Source organism: Acetobacter aceti NBRC 14818, from assembly GCF_000193495.2.
GTDB lineage: Bacteria > Pseudomonadota > Alphaproteobacteria > Acetobacterales > Acetobacteraceae > Acetobacter > Acetobacter aceti.
Window position 1 is genome coordinate 1,477,443 of sequence record NZ_AP023410.1, and the last position, 25,110, is coordinate 1,502,552.

23 protein-coding genes are annotated in these 25,110 nt (G+C 57.7%); 8 read left to right on the forward strand and 15 right to left on the reverse strand.

Features of this window, described 5'->3' with window-relative positions:
* Positions 1–78: 78 nt before the first annotated feature.
* The 4 genes from EMQ_RS06655 to EMQ_RS06670 form a co-directional block, all read right to left on the reverse strand.
* Positions 79–717 (reverse strand): hypothetical protein, encoded by a 639-nt coding sequence (locus tag EMQ_RS06655; RefSeq protein ID WP_010666660.1) that lies wholly within the window; start codon positions 715–717, stop codon positions 79–81.
* Between the two features lie 145 nt (positions 718–862).
* Entirely contained in the window at positions 863–1,459 is a 597-nt protein-coding gene (gene pgsA, locus EMQ_RS06660) for a CDP-diacylglycerol--glycerol-3-phosphate 3-phosphatidyltransferase (protein ID WP_018308282.1), read from the reverse strand.
* 189 nt (positions 1,460–1,648) lie between these two features.
* Entirely contained in the window at positions 1,649–3,553 is a 1,905-nt protein-coding gene (uvrC, locus tag EMQ_RS06665; RefSeq protein WP_010668976.1) for an excinuclease ABC subunit UvrC, read from the reverse strand.
* A 294-nt stretch (positions 3,554–3,847) separates the two neighbouring features.
* Positions 3,848–4,921 (reverse strand): dipeptidase, encoded by a 1,074-nt coding sequence (locus EMQ_RS06670; protein ID WP_018308281.1) that lies wholly within the window; start codon positions 4,919–4,921, stop codon positions 3,848–3,850.
* A 149-nt stretch (positions 4,922–5,070) separates the two neighbouring features.
* Here EMQ_RS06670 and EMQ_RS06675 point away from each other — a divergent pair, with 149 nt between their 5' ends.
* Complete coding sequence (locus EMQ_RS06675; RefSeq protein WP_010667373.1) at positions 5,071–5,865, forward strand: exodeoxyribonuclease III; 795 nt, start codon at positions 5,071–5,073, stop codon at positions 5,863–5,865.
* A 7-nt stretch (positions 5,866–5,872) separates the two neighbouring features.
* On the opposite strand, the gene EMQ_RS06680 is transcribed toward EMQ_RS06675, so the two are convergent.
* Positions 5,873–7,042, reverse strand: a complete 1,170-nt coding sequence (locus EMQ_RS06680; protein ID WP_010667374.1) for an aminotransferase class I/II-fold pyridoxal phosphate-dependent enzyme — start codon at positions 7,040–7,042, stop codon at positions 5,873–5,875.
* 258 nt (positions 7,043–7,300) lie between these two features.
* Here EMQ_RS06680 and EMQ_RS06685 point away from each other — a divergent pair, with 258 nt between their 5' ends.
* Entirely contained in the window at positions 7,301–7,771 is a 471-nt protein-coding gene (locus EMQ_RS06685) for a hypothetical protein (protein WP_010667375.1), read from the forward strand.
* A 107-nt stretch (positions 7,772–7,878) separates the two neighbouring features.
* On the opposite strand, the gene EMQ_RS06690 is transcribed toward EMQ_RS06685, so the two are convergent.
* Positions 7,879–8,595 carry a response regulator transcription factor gene (locus tag EMQ_RS06690; RefSeq protein ID WP_010667376.1) on the reverse strand — a complete coding sequence of 239 codons (717 nt, stop codon included), beginning with the start codon at positions 8,593–8,595 and terminating at the stop codon, positions 7,879–7,881.
* A 277-nt stretch (positions 8,596–8,872) separates the two neighbouring features.
* On the opposite strand from EMQ_RS06690, the gene EMQ_RS06695 reads away from it, so the two are divergent.
* Entirely contained in the window at positions 8,873–9,409 is a 537-nt protein-coding gene (locus EMQ_RS06695) for a L,D-transpeptidase family protein (protein WP_010667377.1), read from the forward strand.
* Here EMQ_RS06695 and EMQ_RS06700 read toward each other — a convergent pair.
* Complete coding sequence (locus EMQ_RS06700; protein WP_010667378.1) at positions 9,387–11,222, reverse strand: cation:proton antiporter; 1,836 nt, start codon at positions 11,220–11,222, stop codon at positions 9,387–9,389. The two genes, EMQ_RS06695 and EMQ_RS06700, sit on opposite strands and share 23 nt — an antisense overlap.
* Positions 11,223–11,466: 244 nt before the next feature.
* Here EMQ_RS06700 and EMQ_RS06705 point away from each other — a divergent pair, with 244 nt between their 5' ends.
* Positions 11,467–11,757, forward strand: coding sequence for a putative quinol monooxygenase (locus EMQ_RS06705; protein WP_010667379.1), 291 nt, complete (start codon positions 11,467–11,469; stop codon positions 11,755–11,757).
* Between the two features lie 129 nt (positions 11,758–11,886).
* Here EMQ_RS06705 and EMQ_RS06710 read toward each other — a convergent pair whose 3' ends face one another.
* From EMQ_RS06710 to EMQ_RS06720, 3 genes are all read right to left on the reverse strand, one after another.
* A complete protein-coding gene (locus EMQ_RS06710) occupies positions 11,887–12,111 on the reverse strand; it encodes a hypothetical protein (RefSeq protein WP_231367982.1) in 225 nt (74 codons plus the stop codon).
* Positions 12,112–12,166: 55 nt separating this feature from the next.
* Positions 12,167–12,802, reverse strand: coding sequence for a D-sedoheptulose 7-phosphate isomerase (locus tag EMQ_RS06715; protein WP_010668930.1), 636 nt, complete (start codon positions 12,800–12,802; stop codon positions 12,167–12,169).
* Positions 12,803–13,004: 202 nt separating this feature from the next.
* On the reverse strand, positions 13,005–15,062 hold the full coding sequence (locus EMQ_RS06720) for a glycosyltransferase family 2 protein (protein ID WP_010668929.1): 2,058 nt from the start codon (positions 15,060–15,062) through the stop codon (positions 13,005–13,007).
* Between the two features lie 86 nt (positions 15,063–15,148).
* Here EMQ_RS06720 and EMQ_RS06725 point away from each other — a divergent pair, with 86 nt between their 5' ends.
* Together EMQ_RS06725 and EMQ_RS06730 are read left to right on the forward strand one after the other, a co-directional pair.
* Positions 15,149–16,624 carry a glycosyltransferase family 4 protein gene (locus EMQ_RS06725; protein ID WP_018308278.1) on the forward strand — a complete coding sequence of 492 codons (1,476 nt, stop codon included), beginning with the start codon at positions 15,149–15,151 and terminating at the stop codon, positions 16,622–16,624.
* Positions 16,625–16,947: 323 nt separating this feature from the next.
* A complete protein-coding gene (locus EMQ_RS06730; RefSeq protein ID WP_231367981.1) occupies positions 16,948–18,006 on the forward strand; it encodes a glycosyltransferase family 4 protein in 1,059 nt (352 codons plus the stop codon).
* A gap of 48 nt (positions 18,007–18,054) precedes the next feature.
* On the opposite strand, the gene EMQ_RS06735 is transcribed toward EMQ_RS06730, so the two are convergent.
* On the reverse strand, positions 18,055–19,044 hold the full coding sequence (locus EMQ_RS06735) for an adenosine kinase (protein WP_018308277.1): 990 nt from the start codon (positions 19,042–19,044) through the stop codon (positions 18,055–18,057).
* A 281-nt stretch (positions 19,045–19,325) separates the two neighbouring features.
* On the opposite strand from EMQ_RS06735, the gene EMQ_RS06740 reads away from it, so the two are divergent.
* Positions 19,326–20,066, forward strand: coding sequence for a bactofilin family protein (locus EMQ_RS06740; protein WP_373278083.1), 741 nt, complete (start codon positions 19,326–19,328; stop codon positions 20,064–20,066).
* Positions 20,067–20,239: 173 nt separating this feature from the next.
* Here the strand turns inward: EMQ_RS06740 and EMQ_RS06745 are convergent, their stop codons facing one another.
* The gene (locus EMQ_RS06745) at positions 20,240–20,980 is read right to left on the reverse strand and encodes a GcrA family cell cycle regulator (protein ID WP_010665844.1); all 741 of its coding nucleotides are present in this window, start codon (positions 20,978–20,980) and stop codon (positions 20,240–20,242) included.
* 166 nt (positions 20,981–21,146) lie between these two features.
* Positions 21,147–22,373 carry a ribonuclease D gene (gene rnd, locus EMQ_RS06750; protein WP_010665845.1) on the reverse strand — a complete coding sequence of 409 codons (1,227 nt, stop codon included), beginning with the start codon at positions 22,371–22,373 and terminating at the stop codon, positions 21,147–21,149.
* 102 nt (positions 22,374–22,475) lie between these two features.
* Between rnd and queF the strand changes: the two genes are divergently transcribed.
* Positions 22,476–22,946, forward strand: a complete 471-nt coding sequence (gene queF, locus EMQ_RS06755; protein WP_010665846.1) for a preQ(1) synthase — start codon at positions 22,476–22,478, stop codon at positions 22,944–22,946.
* A gap of 214 nt (positions 22,947–23,160) precedes the next feature.
* Here queF and atpC read toward each other — a convergent pair whose 3' ends face one another.
* The gene (gene atpC / locus EMQ_RS06760) at positions 23,161–23,568 is read right to left on the reverse strand and encodes an ATP synthase F1 subunit epsilon (protein WP_010665847.1); all 408 of its coding nucleotides are present in this window, start codon (positions 23,566–23,568) and stop codon (positions 23,161–23,163) included.
* A gap of 28 nt (positions 23,569–23,596) precedes the next feature.
* On the reverse strand, positions 23,597–25,075 hold the full coding sequence (atpD, locus tag EMQ_RS06765) for a F0F1 ATP synthase subunit beta (RefSeq protein WP_010665848.1): 1,479 nt from the start codon (positions 25,073–25,075) through the stop codon (positions 23,597–23,599).
* Between the last annotated feature and the right edge of the window lie 35 nt (positions 25,076–25,110).

Sequence of the window (25,110 nt, forward strand, 5' to 3'; positions counted from 1 at the left end):
CATTCACAAGTCAGGCAGCCTCTCACCCTATCCGATCTTTCCGTCAGCCCATAATTTTTCTGACGAACGCAACCTCCGTCAGTGCTTGCTTACCGGATCAGTCGAAAGCAGCGGCGTTGCAGGAACAACGATATCCTTCTCATCCTTGGCTGGCGCTGGAGGCGACATTGGGGTCTTTCCGGAAGTCCCTTCCTTTGCGCCAACTGCTGTAGCACCCTGATGAAGGGAAGATGTCTTCACGGTCTTGATAGAGCCATCCGGATGAATCAGGGTCGTTGTGCCGTCACCATTCGGAATCTCGATGGTGGAGCTGGCGGTTTTCCCGCCGCCGAATTTGGAGGCGACATCAGGCTCTACGCTGGGCAGCGCGGCAGCCGTGCCTGCGCCGGAGAAGGAATCCTGAAAATCCTCGCCGATAGACAGCTTGCCGCCATCCGGAAGATCACCAGCGGCTCCTCCCACCTGGGAATCATGATCGGACGCCACATCTGACAGTGAAGGCAGGGGCTTCGGCGCGCCCGGCCAGATATTCCCCGCCTCCGGCAGCAGAGGCGTTTCCGTCGTGGCGTATCCACGCACGCGCCGCAGCGTCTCCGATTCCCCATTAGGCGCGTTGGGATTGGCTCCCGGGAGAGTCGCCGTATCAGCAAGCCATTTGTCAAAGCCGGAACAACCGCTCAACACCAGTAATGACGCTACAAGAGCGGCTTTCCGCATAAGTTCTTCCTCGTCCAGATGGTCCGTGTAGTGCGGGCTTTGATACAAGCGTGACAGCCACAGGTAAATTCCAGCTTACCTGAAAGTCATGTTCTTTCACATTTTCACATCATGAGGGCAGTGAAGCGTGGCGAACAGGTCACGCTCAGACCGTTGTTTTTTCGGTACCTCCGGCCTTTTCCACATGCCGCAATCCGGCCACCAGATAATCCCATCCCGTCATCAGCGTCAGAACCGCCGCGATCCACAGCATCACGGACCCCATCAGACTGACCGGCAGCCACGGCATGTGCAGCAGCACGCCGGTGCTGTCACCCGCCAGAAGAAATCCGATGGCGGTCATCTGGAAGCCGGTCTTCCATTTCGCCAGCCGTGTGACAGGTAGGCTGATACGCGTGCCCGCCAGATATTCCCGCAAACCGCTGACCAGAATCTCACGACACAGAATCACGATGGCAGGCCAGAGCGCGCCATAGGTGAGCTTGTCCAGCCCCGCCAGCACCATCAGGGACGCGCCGACAAGCAGCTTGTCGGCGATCGGGTCCAGCATCCGCCCAAGATCCGACTGCATCTGGCGGGAGCGTGCCAGATGTCCGTCGAAATAATCCGTCACCGCCGCCGCAATGAAGAGCAGACACGCCCCGGCAGCCGCCTCCGCACGATTCATGGCCACAAGCACGACCAGAACCGGAATGGCGACGATCCGCGACAGGGTCAGGAGATTCGGCAGATCGGTTATCATGGGGACCACGTTACTCCACTTTGCCACGAACAGGAACGACGCATAGTAGAAGATCTGCCTTTTTTATCAGCAGGAAAGCTATTGCGACGAGAGATTTCCCCGACGTTAAAAAAACGTGAGGACCGGAGAAACCCACGACCTGATCACGCTCTGATGATCCTCACGGCAGTCGCAGCAAGCGTCAGCCCGTCAGGCAGGCGTCCAGTCGGGATGAAAATGTCCGTAGATGGCGCGGGCCGTCTCCCGGTTAACACCCGCCACCGCTTCCAGTTCCACCAGACCCGCCTGACTGACGCCTCGCGCCGAGCCGAAATGGTTCAGTAGCGCCCGCTTACGGGTCGGACCGATGCCCGGAATCTCGTCCAGTTCCGATTTCACGAAGGCCTTGGAGCGACCCGCGCGATGCGTGGTGATGGCGAACCGGTGCGCTTCATCACGCAGCCGCTGGAGGTAGTAGAGCACCGGGTCGCGCGGTTCGAGCTGGAAGGGCGGCGCGTCCAGTGTGTGAAACCACTCGCGCCCGGCATTTCGGTCCGGTCCCTTGGCGATCGACACCAGCTTCACATCCCGCACGCCCAGCGAGTCCAGAACGCTCTGCACGGCGGACAACTGCCCCGCGCCACCGTCGATCAGCAGCACGTCCGGCCAGTCGGCTGACTTTTCCCGTCCCTGCTCCGCAGCTTCCTTCAGCGCACGCCCGAAGCGTCGCTCCAGAACCTCGCGCATCATGCCGAAGTCATCGCCGGGGGTGATCCCGCTCTTGATGCTGTATTTCCGATAAGACCGTCGATCGAAACCTTCCGGACCGCCTACGATCATCACGCCATAGGGGTTCGTCCCCATGATGTGACTGTTGTCGTACACCTCGATCCGGTTCGGTGGCTCATCAAGGCCGAACACCTTCGCCACCCCATCCAGCAGCTTGGCCTGTCCGGCACTCTCGGCCAGTTTGCGTTCCAGTGCTTCACGAGCGTTGGTCTCGGCATGTTCCACCACTTCGCGACGCTCGCCCCGTTGAGGGCGCAGGATCTCGACCTTGTGGCCGCGCTTGATCCCCAGCGCCTCGCTTAGCAGAGGCGCTTCCTCAAGATCGCGATTCACCAGTAGCAGCGCGGGTGGAGGTTTATCGTCGTAGAACTGCGCCAGAAAGGCTGCCAGAATATCGGCGTCTGTCTCGTCCTTCGTATGCGCGGGATAGAAGGCCCTGTTACCGTTGTTCCGCCCACCACGGATGAAAAACACCTGAATGCAGGCCTGCCCCGCCGTCTGCCAGACCGCAATAACGTCGGCGTCACGGATGCTGGACGGATTGACGACCGTCGAATCCTGCATGCTGGCCAGCGCCCGGATACGGTCACGCAGAACAGCCGCCCGCTCATAGTCCAGAGCCTCCGCCGCCTGCTCCATTTCCTGCGCGAACTCCGCTTTCAGAGTCGCGCCTTCACCGGCGAGAAACTCCTTCGCCTGCCGGACAAGCCCAGCATAATCCTCACGACTGATCCGGTCGACACACGGCGCGGAACAGCGCTTGATCTGAAACAGCAGGCAGGGCCGCGTGCGAGACGAGAACACGGAATCCGAGCAGGTCCGAAGCTGGAACACCCGCTGCAGGATATTGATCGTCTGGTTCACGGCCCATGCCGAGGCGAACGGTCCCCAGTAGCTGGAGCTTTTGTCCATCTTGCCACGATGCTTGGCGAGCTGCGGGAACTCATGTCCGCCCGTCAGCATCAGCCAAGGATAGCTCTTGTCGTCGCGCAACAGGATGTTGAAGCGCGGTTTCATGCGCTTGATGTAGTTGGCCTCGAGCAGCAGCGCCTCGGCCTCGGTGTGGGTCGTGACGATCTCCATGGAGGCCGTCTCGGACACCATCCGGCGCAGGCGTTCCGGCAGGCGGGAAAGCTGCGTGTAGGAGGTCACGCGCTTCTTCAGCGCCCGCGCCTTGCCGACGTAGAGCACCTCGCCCTTCGCGTTGATCATCCGGTAGACGCCCGGCGACAACGGCATGGTCTTCAGCGCGGTCTGAATGACCTCCACGCCCGTGAGGGGGGACTCCGGCATTTCCGCAGTCGCTCCAAGGGTTTCGTCTGTCATGGAGTATTCATCCACCGAACGTGTGGATAACTTTGTGGAAGAAAAGATGACAGATTGATGGACCCCCCGGTCTTCCGCCTTGAATCTTGGATTGCATATTTTTTAATCAAAGCAGTTAACTTTTTGTTTTTGTTATATTTTATCACCTGAACATTTTCCCCGAAGGGCCGAATCGGCAAAAGTGAATGGAAATACAGGGAGTCAATCCCGGAGGTGGACAAAATCGGCGATCCCATTCTGATCGCCGTTTCACGCAGCGGTCCCGGTTTGTTCACAAAGGCGAATCCGCCCCTGTTACAGACCCGCCGTGGCAGCTTCCTCACCCTTGCGAAGAAGCCGTCGGAAGTTGCCGCCCCAGAACGCCTGGATCTCGCTGCGGTCGTATCCACGACGCATCAGTTCCGCTGTCAACGCGGGAGACGCCGCTGCGTTTTCCCAGCCTTCCAGCTGTCCTCCGCCATCGAAATCCGATGAAATCCCGACATACTCGACCCCCAGCCGTTTCACGACGTAGTCGAGGTGATCCATGTAGTCCGCGACTGTCGCCCGACGTCCGGCCAGTTCCGCACGAGGGCGCAGGAAGCCCCCAATCGCGGTAATCTGGATCAGACCGCCGCTGGCTTTCAGCGCGTCAAGCTGCACGTCGTCCAGATTGCGCGGATGATCGCACAGGGCCTTCACGCAGGCATGGGTCGCCACCACCGGAACCGAAGAGACCTCGACAGCCTGAAGCATCGTCTCGCGACCCGTGTGCGACACATCAACCAGCATACCCAGCCGGTTCATCTCGGCGATGGCCTCCCGTCCAAGTGCTGACAGGCCGCCATGCATCGCTGCCGGATCACCGAGCACCCGGCTCGGCTGGCCGGAATCGCCCAACGCGTTGTGCCCATTGTGAGTCAGGGTGACATAGCGCGCCCCAAGCGCCCGGAACTTCGCCAGCATGCCGATATCGTCGCCCATGCCGTAGCCGTTCTCCACACCCGGCACGACCGCCAGCGCTCCGTCACGCCACGCGGCTTCGATCTCATTCACCGTCGGACAGACGCGGGCCGTGATGCCGTTGCGGGTGCCCTGCATCCGGTTGATCGCCTCAAGCATGGCGATGGTCTGTTCCTGAGCGGCCTTATGCCCTTCGGCATCCAGCTTTCCCTGAGGCAGATAGGCGACGAAGCAGCCTGCCGAGAGATGCCCACGCTGCATCTTGGGGAAATCGACAAAGCGATCCGGCGTATCGAGGAACGCGTCATCACGGTCCGGCCAAGGAATATCGATGTGGCTGTCGAGCGTGAGCAGCGAATTGTGGAGGGCGAGCACCTCCTCGGTAATCGGGGCGGGAGCGGCCTGACGGCTGGAATCGGATGTCATGGCTGAGAAATCGGGTCCATATCGGGAGTTTGCAAGAGCGCACCCGTCAAACGGGCCGTCCCTACTGTGCCCTGCGTGACACAGTGCTGACCAGACCCGACAGAATCCCCCTTGCCTCGGCGCGTCGTTTGGGCGATCCACCACGCCCCATGCGTATCGTGACCTGGAACATCAACTCGCTTCGCCTCCGTCTTCCGCTGCTTGCGGAGCTGGACAGGCAACTGCGTCCTGACGTGATCTGCCTTCAGGAAACCAAGGTGCCGGACGAGCTGTTCCCGTCCGAGGCGCTGACCGAGTTGGGTTATGCGCATCAGGTCCGACGCGGCATGAAAAGCTACAACGGTGTGGCGATCCTTGCCCGCCACCCGCTGTCACCCGTTCCGGATGCACCCGACTGGTGCGAGCGTGGTGACTGTCGTCACGCGGCAGCCAGCATTGCAGGCGAGCATGGCCCGGTCGAAATCCACAATTTCTATGTTCCGGCGGGTGGCGACATTCCGGATATCGAGGAAAATCCGAAATTCGCGCACAAGCTGGCTTTTGTGGATCAGGTGACCGAGTGGTTTCAGACGCATCACCGCAAGCGCACGGTGATTGTCGGTGACCTGAACATCGCCCCACTTGAGCATGACGTCTGGAGCCATAAGCAGCTTCTGAAGATCGTCAGCCATACTCCGCCAGAGACGACACGCCTCAATGCGTGGCTCGACACGGGCTTCGTCGATGCGATGCGCCACTTCGTGCCGCCGACGGAAAAGCTCTACACATGGTGGTCCTACCGCAACCGGGACTGGAGCGCCTCCAATCGCGGACGACGGCTGGACCATATCTGGGTAACGCCTGACCTGAAGGATGTGCTGCACGGCATGCAGGTCATCCGGGAGGCGCGAAACTGGACCTCGCCGTCAGACCATGTGCCTGTGATGCTGGATATGGGAGCTTAACTCCCCCTCAGGTTCCGAAAATCCGGTCTACCTGCTGGTTGAAACGCTGCATCTCTTCCGCCGAGCCGATTGTGACACGCGACATGTTCGGCCAGATCGTCCAGCTACGACCGATGATGATCCCGCCCTGTTCGAAAGCTTTGGTCACTTCCGCCACCGGACGCCCCCAGTCGACCATAATCATGTTGGCCTGACTGCCGGGGATGAACTTAATTCCTCTTTTTATAAGATGCTGCTCGACAGAGTTTCTGACTGCCGTCATGCCTTCGCGTCGCTTTCTAACCTGATCCGGCAACAGGAGACTGACCTTGGCTCCGGCGAGCGCGGAGACATTGGTGTAACCCGTAGCGGCCTCTCCGTCATACCGCATCATGCGCTGATGCAGATCGGGATGAGCGAAACTCAGGCCCACGCGAAGGCCCGCCATACCGAACAGTTTCGAGAAGGTCCGGAGAACCAGAAGGTCCTTGCGTTCTCCCAGCAGGGACAGGGCGCTCGGGCTGTTTGAGAAGTGAATATAGGCTTCGTCCACCAGAACAACGGCGTCAGACGGCTTATTGTCCAGAAGCCACCTGACTTCATCCAGCGCTGTGGGGGTGCCGGTCGGGTTGTTCGGCGCGCAGAGATAATAGAGACCGGCCTTCGGGTTGGCCGCCAGCAGGGCCCTGGCGTTTGTCGCATAACGGTCCGCAGCCGTCAGCGGCACGCGCTGGAGCGGAATTCCGAGATATTTCGCTACTTCCCAGACAACCTCAAAGGTTGGATCGCACGTCACCAATCCCCGTTCTGGTGAGCAGAAGGCCGGGACGCTACGGATCAGCGGGTCTGTCGATCCCTGCCAGACCAGCACGCGGTCAAGCGGGACATGTTCCACGCTGGCGACGGTCCGGAGAAAATCGTCATGCAGATTGTCCGGGTCATACCGGTTACCTGAGAGGATTTCTCGCTGCGCGGCCTGCGCGGCCTGCGGCAGCGGACCGGTCCAGTATTCATTTTTATCCAGAAAGATGGAGGAAGTCTTCTGTCCGGTGACGGGCGTATTCGCCCGCGCAGAGGGGACGATCCGGGAAAAGGACGCTCCGGCTCCGAGAAGCCCTGCCAGCCGGGCGAACTGCCGACGGGAATAGTCTTGCGGCCTGGTGCTCTCTTCTGATCGGGGCGTCGTTGACTCAGTCATAGTCCAGTCTCTGGTCCTGTTATTCCGCTGACGAAACTGGATCATCCTCAACGACAACCGGGATGTAAACGTCTGAGGCTCTTACAGGCACGTAAACTTGAGAGTGCCTTATTTTGATTAGACTCGCAAAGCCTACATGAAACAATATTCAGGACACATAACAACATACCTTGTATATTTTATTGTGTTATAAATTTTCTCGAAAATTATATAAATTCTACATATCATTAATCAAATTTAGAATAAGGACCACACAATATGTCAGATTCTGAATCGAATGTTGCGACTTATCTTACATTGGACGGAAAAGTCTTTATCGCTCCTCAGTTTGCCATCGCGTATGATGAAAAACTGCAAGACGGAGGAACCTGCCCTGATTTCGTGGCGCTCGATCTGCCAAAAAAAGAAGTCATTATTGTCGAGGTTTCGGAAGCCGCAAACATTTCAGGTTTGATCGACAGAATCAAAGACCGCCAAAATCGCTGGTATAATCCAGCCAGAAGAGTGCTCACCCAAAATCATGTCATTGATGAAAGCTGGCATGAACCACGCTTTCTTGGTGTTGTCCGCAAGGATGTACTCGATAGAGCCAGACAGATTTTTTCTGACCACCCGGATGTCGCATTCATCTCAGTGGAACAGGTCGCTTTTCCATGGGAATACTGGAATCAGCGTATGGAAAGAGGCTTGGCTAACAATTCAAATCAGGCGACAGTTTTTAACCAATAAGAAAAAGCTTTGCGCTCTTACCTCTCAGCCACCGTCATAAGCCTTTACGAATACCCATCAAAGAAAAGCCGCTCTCCCGAACAAGGAGAGCGGCTTTCCGTAAAAGATCAGGCGACCGGAACGCCAGCCTCCGGGTCGAGACGGTAGCCACCGCCCTCCGTAATCAGCAGCGTCGCGTTGGAAGGATCCGGTTCGATCTTCTGACGCAGACGATAGATGTGTGTCTCAAGGGTGTGCGTCGTGACGGCAGCGTTGTAGCCCCAGACTTCGTTCAGCAGCACCTGACGGGGCACAGGACGTGTCCCGGCGCGATAGAGAAACTTGAGGATCGCGGCCTCTTTCTCCGTCAGACGAATACGCTTGTTGCGGGTCGTCTCCACCAGCAGTTTGGCGGACGGACGGAAGGTGTAGGGACCAACCGTAAAGACCGCGTCTTCGCTGTTTTCAAAGATACGAAGCTGGGCGCGCAGACGGGCCAGCAGTTCGGCGATGCGGAAGGGCTTGGCGACATAATCGTTCGCACCGGCATCCAGACCGCGCACGATGTCTGCCTCGTCATCCGAACCGGTCAGCATGACGATCGGCATCCGCAGTCCTGCCCGACGCAGTTCCACACAGAAGTCGCGGCCGTCTCCGTCCGGAAGCGTCACATCGAGGATGATCGCGTCGAAACGCGCATCCGGAGCCTTCAGAGCCTCCCATGCGGCGGCAACGGAATCGGCCTCTACAGCCTGAAACTCACCCTCGACCTGCAGCTGCTCAACCAGCATCTGTCGCAGCGTCTGGTCATCATCAACGATCAGGATTGGACGTGCGCCCGACATTCACTACCTCTTCTTTTTGCGGGCTCAGTAAGCGCCCTTTACCCCTACGGCAAGAGGCAACCGACTCACTTCCCCCTTTCGGCGGACAAGTGCCGAACCTCTGCTTCACGGCGTCGTGACAGACTTGCATGAAACGGAGGATAACGCCAATTCCACTCTGCCATCATGCCGATACAAAATACCGGCTCTCCATGACGCTCTTGCAGCAACACGGTGATACAGAACCCGTCAACAGTCAGATCCCCCGATAACCTCATCTGAAACCGGAACCGTGATCATGATACATGCGACACTCATTCCTGAAAGCGGCTGCACTGCACGACTGCATTGCGCAAACCGGGTTTTCCCGGCTGTAATCGGCGCTGCCGGCATCACACGTCACAAGGAAGAAGGGGATCACGCCACCCCGGTAGGCACTTTCCCGCTGCGCAAACTGTTTTATCGCGCAGACCGGATCAGCCGCCCGATACTGGGGCCGGTTCATGCCGACGGCTCCCGCCTTTTGCTCGAGCCGATCACCAGACAGGATGGCTGGTGCGATGATCAGTCACATGCCGACTACAACCGGCAGATCACGCTGCCACACCCCGCTCGTCACGAAGAATTGTGGCGCGAGGACCATCTCTACGACATCATCGGCGTGCTCGGTTACAATGACGAACCGCCAGTCGCGGGTCGTGGTTCAGCAATTTTTCTGCATCTCCAGTCGCCGGACAAGGCTCCCACGGAAGGCTGCATCGCCCTGACTGAAGCCGATCTGCGGGAAGCTCTCGCCATGGGCCTCTCCTCCATCACGGTTGAGGCGACGTCGTAACCTGCTGAACGTTGGGTCGGGGCGGCACCATGGAAATGATCACCTCTTCGACAGCGGGCGGTGCATCCCGCCCTTCTTCGGCAGAATGGATCATGATTCCGCCACCCGGCCGAAGTGTGAGAAAATCGAGGCGATCTTCAACACGTCGTGAAAGCTGCACTTCGGTTTCCGGCGTGACCGGCAGCGCCACGAAGCGCCAGCCGTCCTGATAAAGTGTATCCAGAAGCGTGAAGTTCCATGCCGGTTCACCCAGCAGCTTGCCGCGCGCATCCCGGCTCAGACCACGATACTCATCCAGTTTCTTGAGGCCCGGGCTCACCTGATAGACACGCGCCCGCCCGAAATGGGGCGCAAGGTGCGCACAGACCATGCCGTTGTAGATCGCGTCCGGTGTAGCGGCGATCAGATAGTCCGCAGGCAGTTCCTCCAGACTCTCCGCTCCGGCATCCGACAGCATCTCGGCGTGCAGCACCGGAATACCGGCCCGTTTTGCGGGCACCAGCCCCCGCGCCGCCGTATCGACCATGGTCACCGGCGTTCCTGCCTTGACCACAACCTCAGCCATGTTTCGCGTCCAGGGATTGGCCCCGACAATCGCCAGTGCAGGCACATTGGAGAGCGTCAGTTTCAGTTTCCGCGCCAGAGGTGTCAGCGAAAACCCATGCAGCAGCATAGTCGCCGCAATGAGCGCGAACACGGCGGGCATGACGAATTCGGAGCTGGCGAAACCCGCCTCGCTCAGGCGAATCCCTGACACACCAGCCACAGCCGCCGCGACAATACCCCGAGGCGCGATCCAGCCGACAAAGATCCGCTCGTTCCAGCTCAGACCACTCCGCAGCGTCGCCAGATAAATGCCCAGCGGCCTGACGATAAAGATCATCGCAAGGGTCAGTGCAAAGATGGACCAGGACAGACGGGCCAGAACGACGCGATGAAGGTCAGCAGTCAGCAGAATGAACAGAAGCGAGACGATCAGAACGACGAGGCTCTCCTTCATCCGCTGCAACTCACCCAGCCCCGGCACACGCATGTTGGCCAGCGCCATACCGAAGACCGTCGCCGCCATGAGACCGGCCCCGTCCATGAACAGGGAACCCAGCCCGTAGACTGCCAGCGCCAATGTAAGAAGGAGCGGCATCTTGAGCGTTTCGGGCATCAGGTCGCGGACGAAGAGCTGCTTGACGCTCCAGCCGCCCCCAATGCCGAGACCGATCGCCACGATCATGCTGATCAGGAGATGCGGCATCATCTCAGTGAAGTAGATCGACGTGCCTTCGTTCGGCTTCATCAGCAGAATTTCCAGCACGAGAGTGGCGAGAATCGCCCCTACCGGATCGTTGACAATGGCTTCCCAGCGCAGAAAGGCGGCGATACGCGGTTTCAGTTTGGCCTGACGCAGCAACGGCAGCACGACCGTCGGGCCGGTCACCACGACGATGGAGCCGAACAGGCAGGACGGCCCCCATGCCAGACCGCCGACATAATGCGCGGCGGCGGACCCCAGAATCCAGTTGATGGGAAGCGCGACAAGCGTCAGGCGGATCACGCCTTCGCCCGCCACGCTGAGCTGTCGGAAGTCCAGCGCAAGACCGCCTTCAAACACGATCAAAGCCACAGCCAGCGAGACGATGGGGTGGAACAGCGGTCCGATCAGGGTGGAGGGATGCAGGATATGCAGTCCCGGCCCCAGAACCAGTCCCAGTCCAAAAAGCAGAACAATGGCGGGAAGATGAAAACGCCAGGCAATCCACTGCGCCGCCATGCCACCGCAGAAAACAAGGAAGACAAGAAAGGCTGCATCCTGTGTCATGCTGCGGCCTTCTCACGCGTGTCTGCCATTTTCTCTCCCATGCCGTGAAAACCACGCCGCCAGAAGCCCTGTGCCGCGTTCAATGCTGATATCTAACCAGCTTATACACGACTGACGGTAACTCCCCATAGAGGCACGGCACTTGGCGGAACCACTGATCCCGTCCACACTATGCGCCTGTTATCGGTGCTGGCTTCGTCAGAATGCCGCGTCGTCCGTCCACGCATCAGGGGGAGTCACGCAGATGTCTCAGATTGAAGTTGTCGCCATTGTGAAGGTGAAACCCGGGAAGGAAGCGGAAGCTGCCGCAGCCATGAAGGCGTGTGTGGAGCCCTCACGGGCGGAAAGCACCAACCACGGCTACACACCGCATCGCGATCTCGATAATCCCGACACGCTGATTTTCATTGAGCGCTGGGACAGCCGTGAGGCCTTGCAGGCTCATATGGAAACACCGCATTTCAAGAAAATGGCCGCTATTCTGGAGCCGCTTCTGGCCGCTCCATTATCGGTGCATATTCTCCAGCCGCTCTGAAAGCGGCTCAGGAAAAGCCGCATTCCCGCGGCTGTTTTAAATAAGCCCAATATTCCGAACGTCGCCTTTCTCAGGAAGGCGGCGTTTTTTGTTTTGTAAAAATTTCAGTCAGATTTCTGCAACTGTCTCTTACAATCGTCTGTATTGCCGCAGCCGCCTGAGCAGTTTTCTCGCGACCAGCAGCACAACCGGTCCAATCCTGCCGAAGCGCGCCTCCGCAAGCTGTCTCTCCAGATCGGCTACACGGCTTTCCAGCGCCTGAATGTGTCGGTCGTCAGACTGACGCTTCTCCAGAAGCTCCAGCAAACGCCGCTCCAGAAAAGCCTGCTCTTCCACAGGATCGACCGGAGGCACGGAAAAGTCTCCCCCCGACCGCTCTCTGCTTTCGCCTGTCACAGCCGTTTTCTGCTCACACACCAACCGGACGCGGGCACAGCGCCCGTTCGACCAACCCGCAGACGATATGCGCGGCGGTGATGTGCAACTGCTGAATCACAGGCGTCCAGTTGGCAGGCACCGCGAGCGTGACGTCACAATGCACGCCCTGTACGCCTGCATGACCTGTGAACGCCGCTGTCACCAGACCGATTTCACGCGCAGCCTCAAAAGCCCGCAGGATGTTGGGAGAACGCCCAGAAGTGGTGATGCCGAGAAAGACATCCCCTTCCCGGCCCAGCGCCATGACCTGACGCGAGAAGATATCGGCAAAGCCGTAATCATTGCCGATGGCGGTGATGCCGGACGTGTCGGTTGTCAGAGCAACCGCACTCAGAGGACGACGGTCGTACATCAGCCGGGCCGTGAATTCGCCCGCGATATGCTGCGCATCGGCAGCACTGCCGCCATTGCCTGCAATCAGGAGCCGTCCGCCGTTTTCCAGCGCAGTCACAATTCGTACGCCCATATCCAGCATAACGGCCTGAGACGCTTCATCCTGCGCAAAAGCCGCCATCGCCTCGGCTGACTGACGCAGATAGTCAGTCATGAACCCCTTGTCGGCCCCGACTGTTTGTGCCGCGTCGTCCATGGCTACCCTCTCAAGCATCACTATTATCCTCGCTGACCATAGCGCGAGACTACGTCAAGAACATATCCAAACCGTTTCTGCACTGGCGCTACCACGTTTCATGGATCAGCCAGGAATATCCCACTGACAGATATAACAACCGAACCACTAAAAATTATATCAAAACAACACTCTAAGATACGAAAACATGCAGGCTTCCCTGCTGGCACGCCGAGAAACTTCAATCGCCTGCTCTTGTTGGAAAACGCAGAAGCAGCGCATCATCCGTCACACGCAAGGCGGGATTGACCGCAAAATCCTGCTCCATCCAATCTGTCCAGCGCCCAACCAGACGCGCCGTTTCCTGCCAATGTTTCAGAATCTGCGGCGGTGTCGCATCCTGCCCTCGCGTGCCGCCATCCACATGCGTAAGGGTTGCATGCGGCGTCCATACGATCCGCCAGCCGGCGGCTCTGACCCGCAGACATAAATCGATGTCATTGCAGGACACAGCAAAAGACTCATCAATACCGCCCACCTGATCGAATACTTCCCGGCGGATCATCAGGCAGGCTCCCGTGACGGCGCTCAGATCCCGCTGACAGATCAGCGCGTTCAGATATCCCGCACCTCCGGCTTTCGCCCCGCGCAGCAGATGCGTCGCGCCATCCCGTGACAGCATCACCCCGGCATGTTGAAGCGTGCCGTCCGGGTAGAGCAACCGCGCTCCCACAACACCCACTCCCGGACGCAGATTCTGCCTCACCATCTCCTCCAGCCAGTCCGAATGCAGAATACGCACGTCATCATTAAGCAGAAGCAACAGATCGCCCTGACTACGCGCCGCAGCCTGATTGTTCAGCCTTGCCCAGTTGAATGCACCTTCCTGCCGGAGAACGGTCACGGTCGGATGGCGGGATACTTTTTCCAGAAGCGCCAGCATATCAGGCTGGATGCTGCCATTATCCACCACGATGATTTCAAAACGCGGATAGTCTGTTTCTTCAAGAAGTCCCTGTAGACACGCCCGCAAAAAATCGGGCCTGTCTCTTGTAGGAATAATGATCGACACAAGCGGAAGGACGGACAGTAGCGGGTAACAGACCCGAACAGGACATGCGCTTCCGGCCTGCACAGGCACCAAAGGCATCTCCGTCAGCACTATGCCCGGTCGATGAACAGCAAGATGCCTTTTCGCCAGCCTGCGCTGGAGAGACACGTCATCGGAATTATCTCTGAAACGATGAAACAGCACGGCTGGCAGATGAACAATCTGCTCCGGTTTCACACCCTCCACGACTGCAAGTTTCAACGCATACAGCCAGCATGCCAACGGCTGTGGCAACGCACGCAATTCTTCAACTGTATCGAGTTCTTCGGCAACCTCCAGCACACGCTGTCTTGAAAAAATGCTGAGCCGTCCAACCGTATCACCAAGCAGTAACTGGTCATCGCTCCAGCCCGGTTTCAAACAGGCCCGGATATGATTACCCGCCGGATCAATCCTGTCTTCATCGGTGAAAAGCAGAACCGTCTCTGGCCTGATCTCAAGCACTGCGGCGATATGAGCAAGCGCACCGTCGGCGAGCCTGTCACCTGGCTCAATGAAAGCGACATAGGGCGCCTTGCCTTCGAGCAGCTTCGCCGTATGACGGATACGCTTCTGATCAGAGCCGGGATTCAGACATTCGAACACCTCGTTAGATGCCGCCACATGCAACGTCCAGTCAGCATCCCCTTGCCTAAAAAACGAGTTCAGCGTGAGCTGGGAAGATTCAATGTCACCAGTTCCAACGGTCATATAGATATCGAAAGATATCTGACTTCGACACAGCTTTTTCAGCCTGTTTTCAGCCTCAGCCTGCGAAACCGAAAGAAACCACAATGCATAGGCGCGATCATCATCGAGAGGTGCACTGTCCGGATAACACAACTGAAACGGCATGATTCCGGCACGGTTTTCAGGAAGCTGAGCCGCCACAACCAGTTCGTCACAGAGGCGCTGTTTCAGATACGCATCCAAGGCAATGGAAATGCCCATCCTATGTTCATACGACCGATGAAACGCGTCTGAGTGCACCACAATCCGCGCCAGAGAGCGCAATGAAGCCAGCGTTACCTCGCCGGTTTTACGATCCACGGCGCGACGCATGAGTCGCCTGATCTCGCCCTGATCGGGCAGACGCTCCAACCCAACACGAAACATCGCTCCCATGGCGAGGACCGCTTCATGGATCTGACGTGCGGAAAGAGAAGCAGACCGATTCAGAAGAGTCTCAAAATATCGTTTTTGTATCAAATATACTTCGATCCGCTATCAGGTTGACGGAAACCCTCTAGTAATGGTGGATGCCATTACGCCGCCACGCAACAGGCCTGAGCCTTATGATACGATCTTCTTCTCAATGCACGATCCGCGTCGATGTTGACGATCTTTTCCAGTATGCGATGGCCAATCCCAGACCAAGCGGCATCCAGCGCGTCGTCTACGAGATTCTGAGCGTTCTGGAGGAGCGGGCGGCCGCACATCCCGACACACCCCGCATTCTGTTTGTACGCCGGGGCCGGAATGGCGAGCCTTTTGAAGAAGTCTCATGGTCCGACATCACAGCTCTGTTCGGCACTCTTACCGGTATTGACCCGTCGAGTAAAAGGCGCGGGAACACCCGTCGCACCGGCCAGACTCTTCTTCCTCAGCGTCGGTTGGGTGGGAGCCTGCGCAGATCTCTGATTACACAATTTCAATCCATGCCGGAGGATATAGGAAAACCCCTTCTGGCGTCCGGTATCGCGCAAATTCGAGCGATACGTCTACTGCGCCAATGCTTCAAAACGACGCGCAACAGAAAGGCAGCTTCACACGCGGAAAAATCTCCCGAAATCTTTGCCAATGATACAAATGAATTTCGTAAAGAGACGTCCTCATCTGAACAGAAAGATATCTTCCTGATCCTTGGCGCGGCATGGAGCGATCCTCTTTTCAACGAACGCCTGCATCAGGCACGCAAACTTTATGATTCACGTCCCGTCCTGCTCATCCATGACCTGATCCCGTTTCGCCGTCCTGAATGGTGCGATCCTTCTCTGGTCAGGAATTTTCAGCACTGGCTGAAGACCAGCCTACCACACTGCGCCCAGCTTTTGGCCGTCAGCAAGGCGACAGCCCGCGATGTGGAGCAGTATGCAGTCGAACACGGTCTGAAATTTTCTTCAGCTGTTCAGATCATGCCTATGGGCTCCGGTTTCAGCGATATGCAGGCAGAGTCAGAAACGATTCCGATGGGACTGCCCGCCGCAGGCTCCTATGTTCTGTTCGTTTCAACGCTGGAAGTGCGCAAAAATCACGCGTTCCTGCTGCGTGTCTGGCGTCGTCTTCTCAATGATGGAAATGAAGCCGACATTCCAACACTGGTGTTTGCCGGACGCGTCGGTTGGTTGGTGCGCGACCTGATGCAACAACTCGACAATAGCGACTGGCTGAATGGCAAGATCCGACTAATTTCAGACCCAACAGATGAAGAACTGAAACATCTTTATCAGGGCAGTCTGTTTACCATCTTCCCCTCATTGTCTGAAGGATGGGGACTTCCTGTATCGGAAAGCCTGATGATGGGCGTTCCGTGCCTCGCATTACACTCCACATCCGTACCAGAGGCCGGGGGACAATTCGCCCGTTACTTTGATCCTGAGAATGTCACAGATGCCTTGGAGAAAATTCGCGATCTTCTCACTGACCGTGAACAGATCGCCTTCTGGAAAAACGAGATCAGAACACGCTTCATGCCCACCTCATGGACGCAGTCCGCTGACATGCTGTTGGATGCCTGCCTTGCAGCGTCACATGCGGAGGACCGCTCGTAATGTCCATGCTCTGGATCGATGTGACTGATCTCCTCGGTTATCTCGGCCAACACAACAGGCCGAGTGGTATCCAGCGCGTTGTCTCCGAACTCGGGCGCGCGCTTGTAGAATGTGCACCGAAACACGTGCGGTTCGTGCGACGTTTTGCAGGACCATGTGATTTTGAAACTGTCAGTTGGCAGGACATGGAAAGCCTTTTGGAGAAAACAGCCGAAAAGGCCGTTTCACAAGAGGCGTCACAATCCCCACTTCCTTCGCCCGACGAACTCGGACCATTCACTCCTCCGCAGGAACGGTTCGCTCTCATGCAAGAAGCAGTCAGCATGCAGGTTTTAACCTTCAGGCATCTGACCCGGCTTGCAGACAATCTGGTCAGCCGGGTCAGGAGAGCTGTTCGCCATAACTCAAGACAACATCAGGCTTCTCTCCTGAATGCTGACTCCGGCCTTCTGTTGTCGGAACTTGCCCGTCCCGGTGATGTCTTTATGGTTCCCGGCTCTCCCTGGGATTTTACGGACTATTCTCAAACCGTGCGCTGGTTGCGCGATAGTCGCAGAATGACGTTCGGACTGCTCATCCATGACATGATCCCGGTTTTCAATCCTGAATGGTGCGATCGTGGTGTGATCGCAAGCTTCACCGCATGGCACAGAACCGTGCTGCCTCTGGCGGACCATGTTTTCACCACCAGTGCTGCCACGGCACGCGATGTTCAGAAATATGTCCGGCAGCAAAGAATATCCCTGTCCTCTGAACCGACGCCTATCGGTGTGGGTGCAGTTCTTCGACGTCCTGCACCCGAAGCAGACCGTCCTGCGCATCTTCCTGCTCCCGACAGCTATGTTCTGTTTGTCTCCACGCTGGAGGCGCGCAAGAACCACATCCAGATGGTGCGGGTCTGGCGTCGTCTTGTGGAAGAGCGAGGGGCTGACCGTGTGCCAACACTGGTTTTTGCGGGGCGGGTCGGCTGGCTGGTGCATGACCTGATGCAGCAGCTTGAAGGGATGAAATGGCTGGACGGAAAAATACGCCATATCGCCAGCCCCACCGATAGGGAACTGGCCTTTCTCTATGACGGCTGCCTGTTCACCGTGTTCCCCTCACTTGCGGAGGGATGGGGCTTGCCTGTCTCGGAAAGTCTTTCGTCCGGCAAACCCTGTCTGGCGTCCAGCACAACCGCCATACCGGAAGCCGGGGGAGCTCTGACGCGCTATTTCGATCCGGATAATGCATCAGATATTTTCAGGACTGTTTCTAAAACACTGGATGATCCGCTGGCGCTGGCTGAATGGAGCGCCTCCATTCGCGAGACTTACAGTCCCCCGCAATGGCGTGACTGCGCCCAGCATATTCTGGATCAGACCAGTTGCGGCCATTCCTGATGTCCCGCTACCGGAGAGCATCTTTCAGCTCTCCAGTATAAGCCGCTCTCAGAAGCCAGCGTCTTTCCAAGGGTTGGAAAGCGGACGAGCGCCATAGTGGGAGATCACTTCGGAAGCTGCCAGCGAAGCCAGTCGTCCGCATTCTTCAAGTGAACGGTTCGAAGTCAGGCCAGTCAGGAAACCGGCCGCATACGCATCGCCTGCGCCGGTCGTATCGACAACCTGTGTCGGCACGGGAGCGACATCGACCCGCTCGCCGCCACGGATCACCACGCTTCCCTGCTCGGAACGTGTCAGCGCCGCGAAGGTGGTGTCTTCTGCAACATGCCGGGCAGCCGTTTCAAACTTGTCTGTCTGATACAGAGCGCAGATCTCATTCTCGTTGGCGAAGAGAATATCAATGTGTCCCTTGATCAGATCCAGAAACGCATCCCGGTGGCGGCCCACGCAGAACGGGTCTGAAAGCGACAGGGAAACCTGACGTCCCGCATTGTGCGCCAGTGTCGCAGCGCGACGGAAGGCTTCCTGCGCATGCGGCGGATCAAAGAGATAGCCTTCAAGATAAACGATCGAGGACGAGGCGATGACGTCAGGCAGCACGTCTTCCGGAGAAAACTGTGTGCAGGCTCCAAGATATGTGCACATCGTTCGCTGACCATCCGGGGTGATCAACACGATGCAACTGGCAGTCGCCAGATTGGCGCCTAGGCGTCCGTCCAGAGGCTTGGAGGGAAAAGTCACGCCACACCCACGCATGTCATCAGAAAATGCGTTTCCAGCCGTATCGCCCGACACCTTGCCGAGATACGCCACGCGTGCACCCAGCTGGGCGGCGGTCACGCAGGTGTTGGCGGCTGACCCGCCCCCTGTCTCACATTCGACCTGCACCGCATCACGCAGCGTCTTTACCCTATCCTCATCAATGAGAGTCATGCTCCCAGCCACGAGGCCCTGAGCTTCGAGAAAATCGAAACTCACCTTCGCCAGCACATCCGTGATGGCGTTTCCTATACCGCAAAGATCGTAAAGGATGGTCATACCCTGGTCCCGCTGACTGAAAAGCTGGTTTCCTCTACCCCCAATGTGCTGGCGCAGTCCATGCCTCCAGATCATCCTCTTTTCCATTTTTGGCACATGGATAACCATTTATCAGCCATTTTCCGGGAAAATTCCGTAACAAACTCCCTTGTCGAGCGGCCTCTTATGCGTATAACCGTGAAGAACCGCTGACATTGGTTACAGACTTCCCTTCCGAAGCTGACGATGTCGGCAGCTATCTGGTCGCCCAGCGGCCCATAAACGAGTGACGGGGTTTTTTCTTGCTATTCAAGAGACACAAACCTGACGCCTCCAAGACCCAGTCAGCCGGGTCGGCCACATCTGCGACCGGTAGCAATGCCGGCGTTTCCCGGTCGCCAGCTTCTGGTTCTTCCGAAAGCAAATCTGCAAATGCAGACGCTGCCGGACATGGAGCCATCTTTTCGCCCAAGCCTGCAGGCCAGCCGGACAGGGCGCCAACCAGCACCGCTGGCTCTTCCTCACCTTCGAAGGATTCAACATCTATGGGTCGTGCCCCCTTTCCTCCCACGTCCGGAACTCCGGGTTCATCCCCTGCTGGTGGCCCTACCCCGCCGAGCGCACCGCTCGCAGGCGGACAGGGTGCCGCCCCGGGTCAGCGTCCTTCAGCCGTGAATGCTCCCCGTGATGACCGCCGCACACTCGTCGTCGGTCGTGGCATCAGCGTTCAGGGCTCCGTGCAGGATGCAGAGCGTCTCGTGGTTGAAGGCACTGTCGAGTCCAGCATGATCAACGCCAAGGAGCTGTCCGTTGCTCCGGGTGGCCTGTTCCGTGGTGGCGTCGAAGTGGAAGATGCAGAAATCGCCGGCACCGTGGATGGCACGCTCACAGTACGCGGTCACCTGACCGTTGCAGCAACTGGCCGCCTGCTCGGTAAGGCCACCTGCAAGCGTCTGCGCGTTGAAGATGGTGGTCAGATCACGGGTCAGCTGGAAATGCTCTCCGACAAGGAAGTGGCAATCAAGACTGACAAGCCTGCCTGAAACAGGACATCAGAAAAGCACAGGGGCAGACCTGTGCATCTGATTATAAAAAAACCCGCCGTTTGGCGGGTTTTTTATTGCTACTCTCTGATTGAGCGACAGATTTTCTCCGTCAATGGGATGGAAACAGTACAATCAGCTTCCATCCGAAGGGAAAGCTCTCGCTCTTACGATCAGCCTGCGTTTTCGCGACGATCCCGCAGCTTGACGTAAGCCAGAGCGGCATGTTCCGCACAGTAAGGCTTGCCCGGCAAAGGTGTTGCGCCGCAGAAGTGAAAGCCTGGTGTTCCCGGATCGCCAAGCGGCCAGCAGCAGGTTGCACTGCGACGACGAGGTTCCATCACAGCAGCCAGACGCTGAGCTGCGGGGCGCGAGGCCGGAGAGACTTTTTTCTCGACAAGGGTCGCTTTCTCTACAACGGGTTCATTCTGGGTCACTTTCGTCAGGACCGGAACCGTCGCTTTTACACGCTGCTCAGCCGGCTTTTCCTGTACCGCGACAGCCGCCTCCTGCTTTACGGGCGTGCTTTCAGCCTTTGTGCTGCTGACAGCGACCGGCTTTTCAACCACTTTTTTAATCTGAACTTCGCTTACCGCAGGAGCAGCACCGGTCACGGGCTGGGGAACAGCCGCTCCTCCAGAGGCAGCGGGAGCGCTCTCGGCAGCGACCGCTTCCTTGACCGGGCGACGCGATGACGAGGTTTTGGCCTGCTCACCAGTCTCTGCTGTTTTCTTGGCGGCTGTCTTTCCATCCTGTCGACGAATCGGAGATGGACGCGCAGGAAGCCCCAGGCGGTGAGCCTTGCCCACCACCGCATTTTTTGTAATTCCGAGTTGTCGCCCGATCTCAGCCGTTGACAGTCCTTCCTGCCATAAAGCCTTGAGACGGGCGATTGTCTCGTCTGTCCATTCCATGACACGCCTCTCCCATTCTCGGACGGTCGCACCCGGATCCGAGTTCTGAGCGAAAATATGATTTTCGCCACACACACTCAAGCAACAGCCATCGAAACTCAGTCGCGAACATCACAATGCCCCGCAGAGTCTTGTGATTTTGCCGCGTCAAAGTCTCGTCCCCCGTTCAGACGTTCTCACCTGAACGGGATTGGCCCTGATTATCCGTCCGTATCAGACGAAGCCGCCCTGCGCTGACACCGAGAGACAGATGTCCCTCAAACAGCGCAAGTGCTTCCTCACCGAAAACATCACGACGCCAGCCCGTCAGTAGCGGCCCGGTCGGGTCGGGGTCCAGAGCAAAAGCGTCGAGATCATCGGAACTGGCCACAAGCTTGGGGGCAACATCGTGCTTTTCGCACTGATACGCCAGCAATACCTTCAACAATGCAACCAGCGCCGGAGAAGGACGCGGCCCATCCGATCCTTTCCCGCCCCGCACAACCTTGGGCAATTCGGAATCCGGAAGCTGGACAGCATCCTGGATCACAGCCAGCAGGTCCTGTCCGGCCCGACCTTCCGCAAAGCCCCGACTGACGCCTCTTACGCGCGCCAGATCGTCCGTATTACCCGGCACCGTCGCGGCAATCTCGAGAAGACTTTCATCCTTGAGCATACGCTGTCGAGGAATATTCGCGTTCTGGGCTTCTCTCTCCCGCCAGGCAGCAATCGCCCGCAGGATACCCAGCATCCGACGATTGTTGGTCCGGGCGCGGAGCTTTTCCCACTGCTTTTCCGGATCAACCCGCAATCTGTCCGGATCGGAAAGAGCAGCCTGCTCGGCGCTGACCCATGCCGACCGACCTTCCCGCTCCAGTTGCTTGAGCAGGGATTCATAGACCAGACGCAGATAGGTCACGTCAGCCGCAGCATAAGTCAGCTGTGCGGGCGACAGAGGACGGACTGACCAGTCCGTAAAACGATGACTCTTGTCGATCGATGCGCCAGTGACTGCGCCCACAAGATTATCGTATCCAACCTGATCGCCATATCCGGCCACCATCGCCGCCACCTGTGTATCGAACAGGGGCTGAGGCAAGCGATCAAACAGATGCAAAAAGATTTCCAGATCCTGGCGGGCAGCGTGAAAAACCTTCACGACAGACTGGTCATCGAACAGGGCCGTCAGGGGAGTCAGGTCAATATCCGGGGCGACGGCATCGATCAGGACGACTTCCTTCTCACCGGCTATTTGAAGCAGACACAGCTCGGGCCAGTAGGTCTTTTCCCGCATGAACTCGGTATCGACCGTGACGAACGTCTCGTTTCTGAGTCTTTCGACTGTTTCTGCAAGGTCAGTCGTGCTGGTAATCAGACGGGGCGCCGGAAAGCTGTATCGGGGACTTTGAGCCATGAGCGTTCCATACACAGAGCCGCTGAAAAGCGAAAGTGTGCTTCCTTGACGTCAGCACCACGCCAGTGACACATCGCCTGAAAGATTGAATGGAGACAGACCATGACCGCGCAGAATGACGGCCGGGAAACCCTTACCCAACTCGGTCGATCCACACCGATGCCGCAGTCGCCTGAAGAGGCGGAGCTGGAACGCGTTCCCGCTCCCCACAAGGGACGACAGTATGTCGTGCGCTTCACTGCACCCGAATTCACATCACTCTGCCCTGTCACAGGTCAGCCGGATTTTGCGCATCTGGTGATCGACTACATTCCCCGTGACTGGATTGTCGAAAGCAAGTCCCTGAAGCTGTATCTCACGAGCTTCCGGAATCATGGAGCCTTCCACGAGGACTGTTCGGTGACGATCGCAGAAACGCTCGTCAAGCTGCTTGATCCGGTTTGGCTGCGGATTGGAGCTTACTGGTACCCCAGAGGCGGAATGCCGATTGATGTCTTCTGGCAGACGGGCCTGCCGCCGGAAGGTGTCTGGATCCCCGCTCAGGATGTTCCGGGTTACCGGGGACGCGGCTAAGCCGCACACCTAGGGGCACTTGATAGACAATTCTGTAAAATCATCCGCCCCAAAAGTGTCTGTCTCCACTTTACCGGTAGAGCATCCACAAAGGGATTGCGTCCCTTTGTGCGATCAGACGCAAAGCCTGAAGACACATTTGCAAGATATAAAAAAAACCCGGCTCAGAACACTGAGCCGGAGCTTTTACTGTAATGACCGTTACTGGCGACGCTCAGCCACCAGCTCCAGCGTCAATCTCTGCACGCACAGACTGGATCTTCGACATCAGACCTTCAAGACGGGAAACATCTGACTTGTCAGCTGACTCCCATGCCTCAGTCAGGGCTTCAAGCCTTGCCGTAGCGGCGTCTATGGAAATTTCCGTAACCGGCACGGCTTCGTCCGCAAGGATCGTGCACCGTGTCTGCGTCATATCCGCAAAACCACCACCGACAAAGTAATGGTCAGTAGGGGTCTCACCTTCATAGAGAGTAACGGTGCCGCCACGCAGAAGCAGCATCATGGGGGCATGCTCGGGCATGGCGGCGATATCGCCTTCCTCACCCGGCATGACGACCATGTCCACGTCGCGGGACACCAGAACCTTCTCCGGGCTGATGATCTCGACCTTGATCGGCATTCTGTTGGTCCCTTCCGACGTCGGCGACTTACGCCGCTTCCTTCATCTTCTCAGCTTTGGCGACTGCTTCCTCGATGGAGCCAACCATGTAGAAGGCACCTTCCGGAAGATCGTCATACTCGCCAGCCACAATCGCCTTGAACGAACGGACCGTGTCTTCCAGCGAAACCAGCTTGCCCGGTGCGCCCGTGAACACTTCGGCCACATGGAACGGCTGGGACAGGAAGCGCTGGATGCGGCGAGCGCGGGCAACGAGCTGCTTGTCGTCTTCCGAGAGCTCGTCCATGCCGAGAATGGCAATGATGTCCTGCAGGGATTTGTAAGTCTGCAGGATACGCTGCACGTCACGGGCAACCTGATAATGCTCTTCACCAACGATCTTCGGATCGAGCGAACGCGATGTGGAGTCCAGAGGATCCACAGCCGGATAGATACCCATTTCAGCGATCGAACGGTTGAGAACCGTTGTTGCATCCAAGTGAGCGAAGGTCGCGGCAGGAGCCGGATCGGTCAGATCGTCGGCAGGCACGTAAACGGCCTGAACGGAAGTGATCGAACCCTTCTTCGTGGAGGTAATACGCTCCTGCAGGGCACCCATTTCCGTGGCCAGCGTCGGCTGATAACCCACGGCGGACGGGATACGACCCAGCAGAGCGGACACTTCCGAACCAGCCTGCGTGAAGCGGAAGATGTTATCGACGAAGAACAGGACGTCCTGACCTTCCTCGTCACGGAAATACTCAGCCTGCGTCAGACCGGAGAGAGCAACACGGGCACGGGCACCCGGCGGCTCGTTCATCTGGCCATAGACCAGAGCCACCTTGGAACCGTCCGTGGAACCATCTTCGTTAACCTTGATGACGCCCGCGTCCTGCATTTCGAAATACAGGTCGTTACCTTCACGGGTACGCTCACCAACACCGGCGAACACTGACACACCACCGTGCGCCTTGGCGATGTTGTTGATCAGCTCCTGAATAATAACGGTTTTGCCGACGCCAGCACCACCGAACAGACCGATCTTACCGCCCTTGAGGTAGGGGCATAGCAGATCGACAACCTTGATGCCTGTCACGAGGATTTCGGACGCACCAGCCTGCTCTTCGAAGGAAGGAGCTTCACGATGGATCGGAGCCTTACGCGTGGTGCGGATCGGCCCCTTCTCGTCGATGGCTTCACCGATCACGTTCATGATGCGGCCAAGCACTTCCGGGCCGACCGGCACGGAGATCTGCGCGCCGGTGTCAACGACTTCCTGACCGCGGACGAGACCGTCCGTGGTGTCCATGGCGATGCAGCGCACTTCGTGTTCGCCAATTTCCTGCGCCACTTCGAGCACAAGAGTGTGGTTGCCCAGCTTTACATGCAGCGCACCAAGAATCTTGGGCAGCTCGCCTTCAAACTGGACGTCAACGACAGCGCCACGAATCTGGGTGATACGGCCGACATTGTTTGACGAACCCGCGGCTGAAGACTGGGCCGGGGTCTGTGTGGTGGTGTCCGACATGGGATCAGCTCCTGCGGGCAAATTCGGTCTGAATG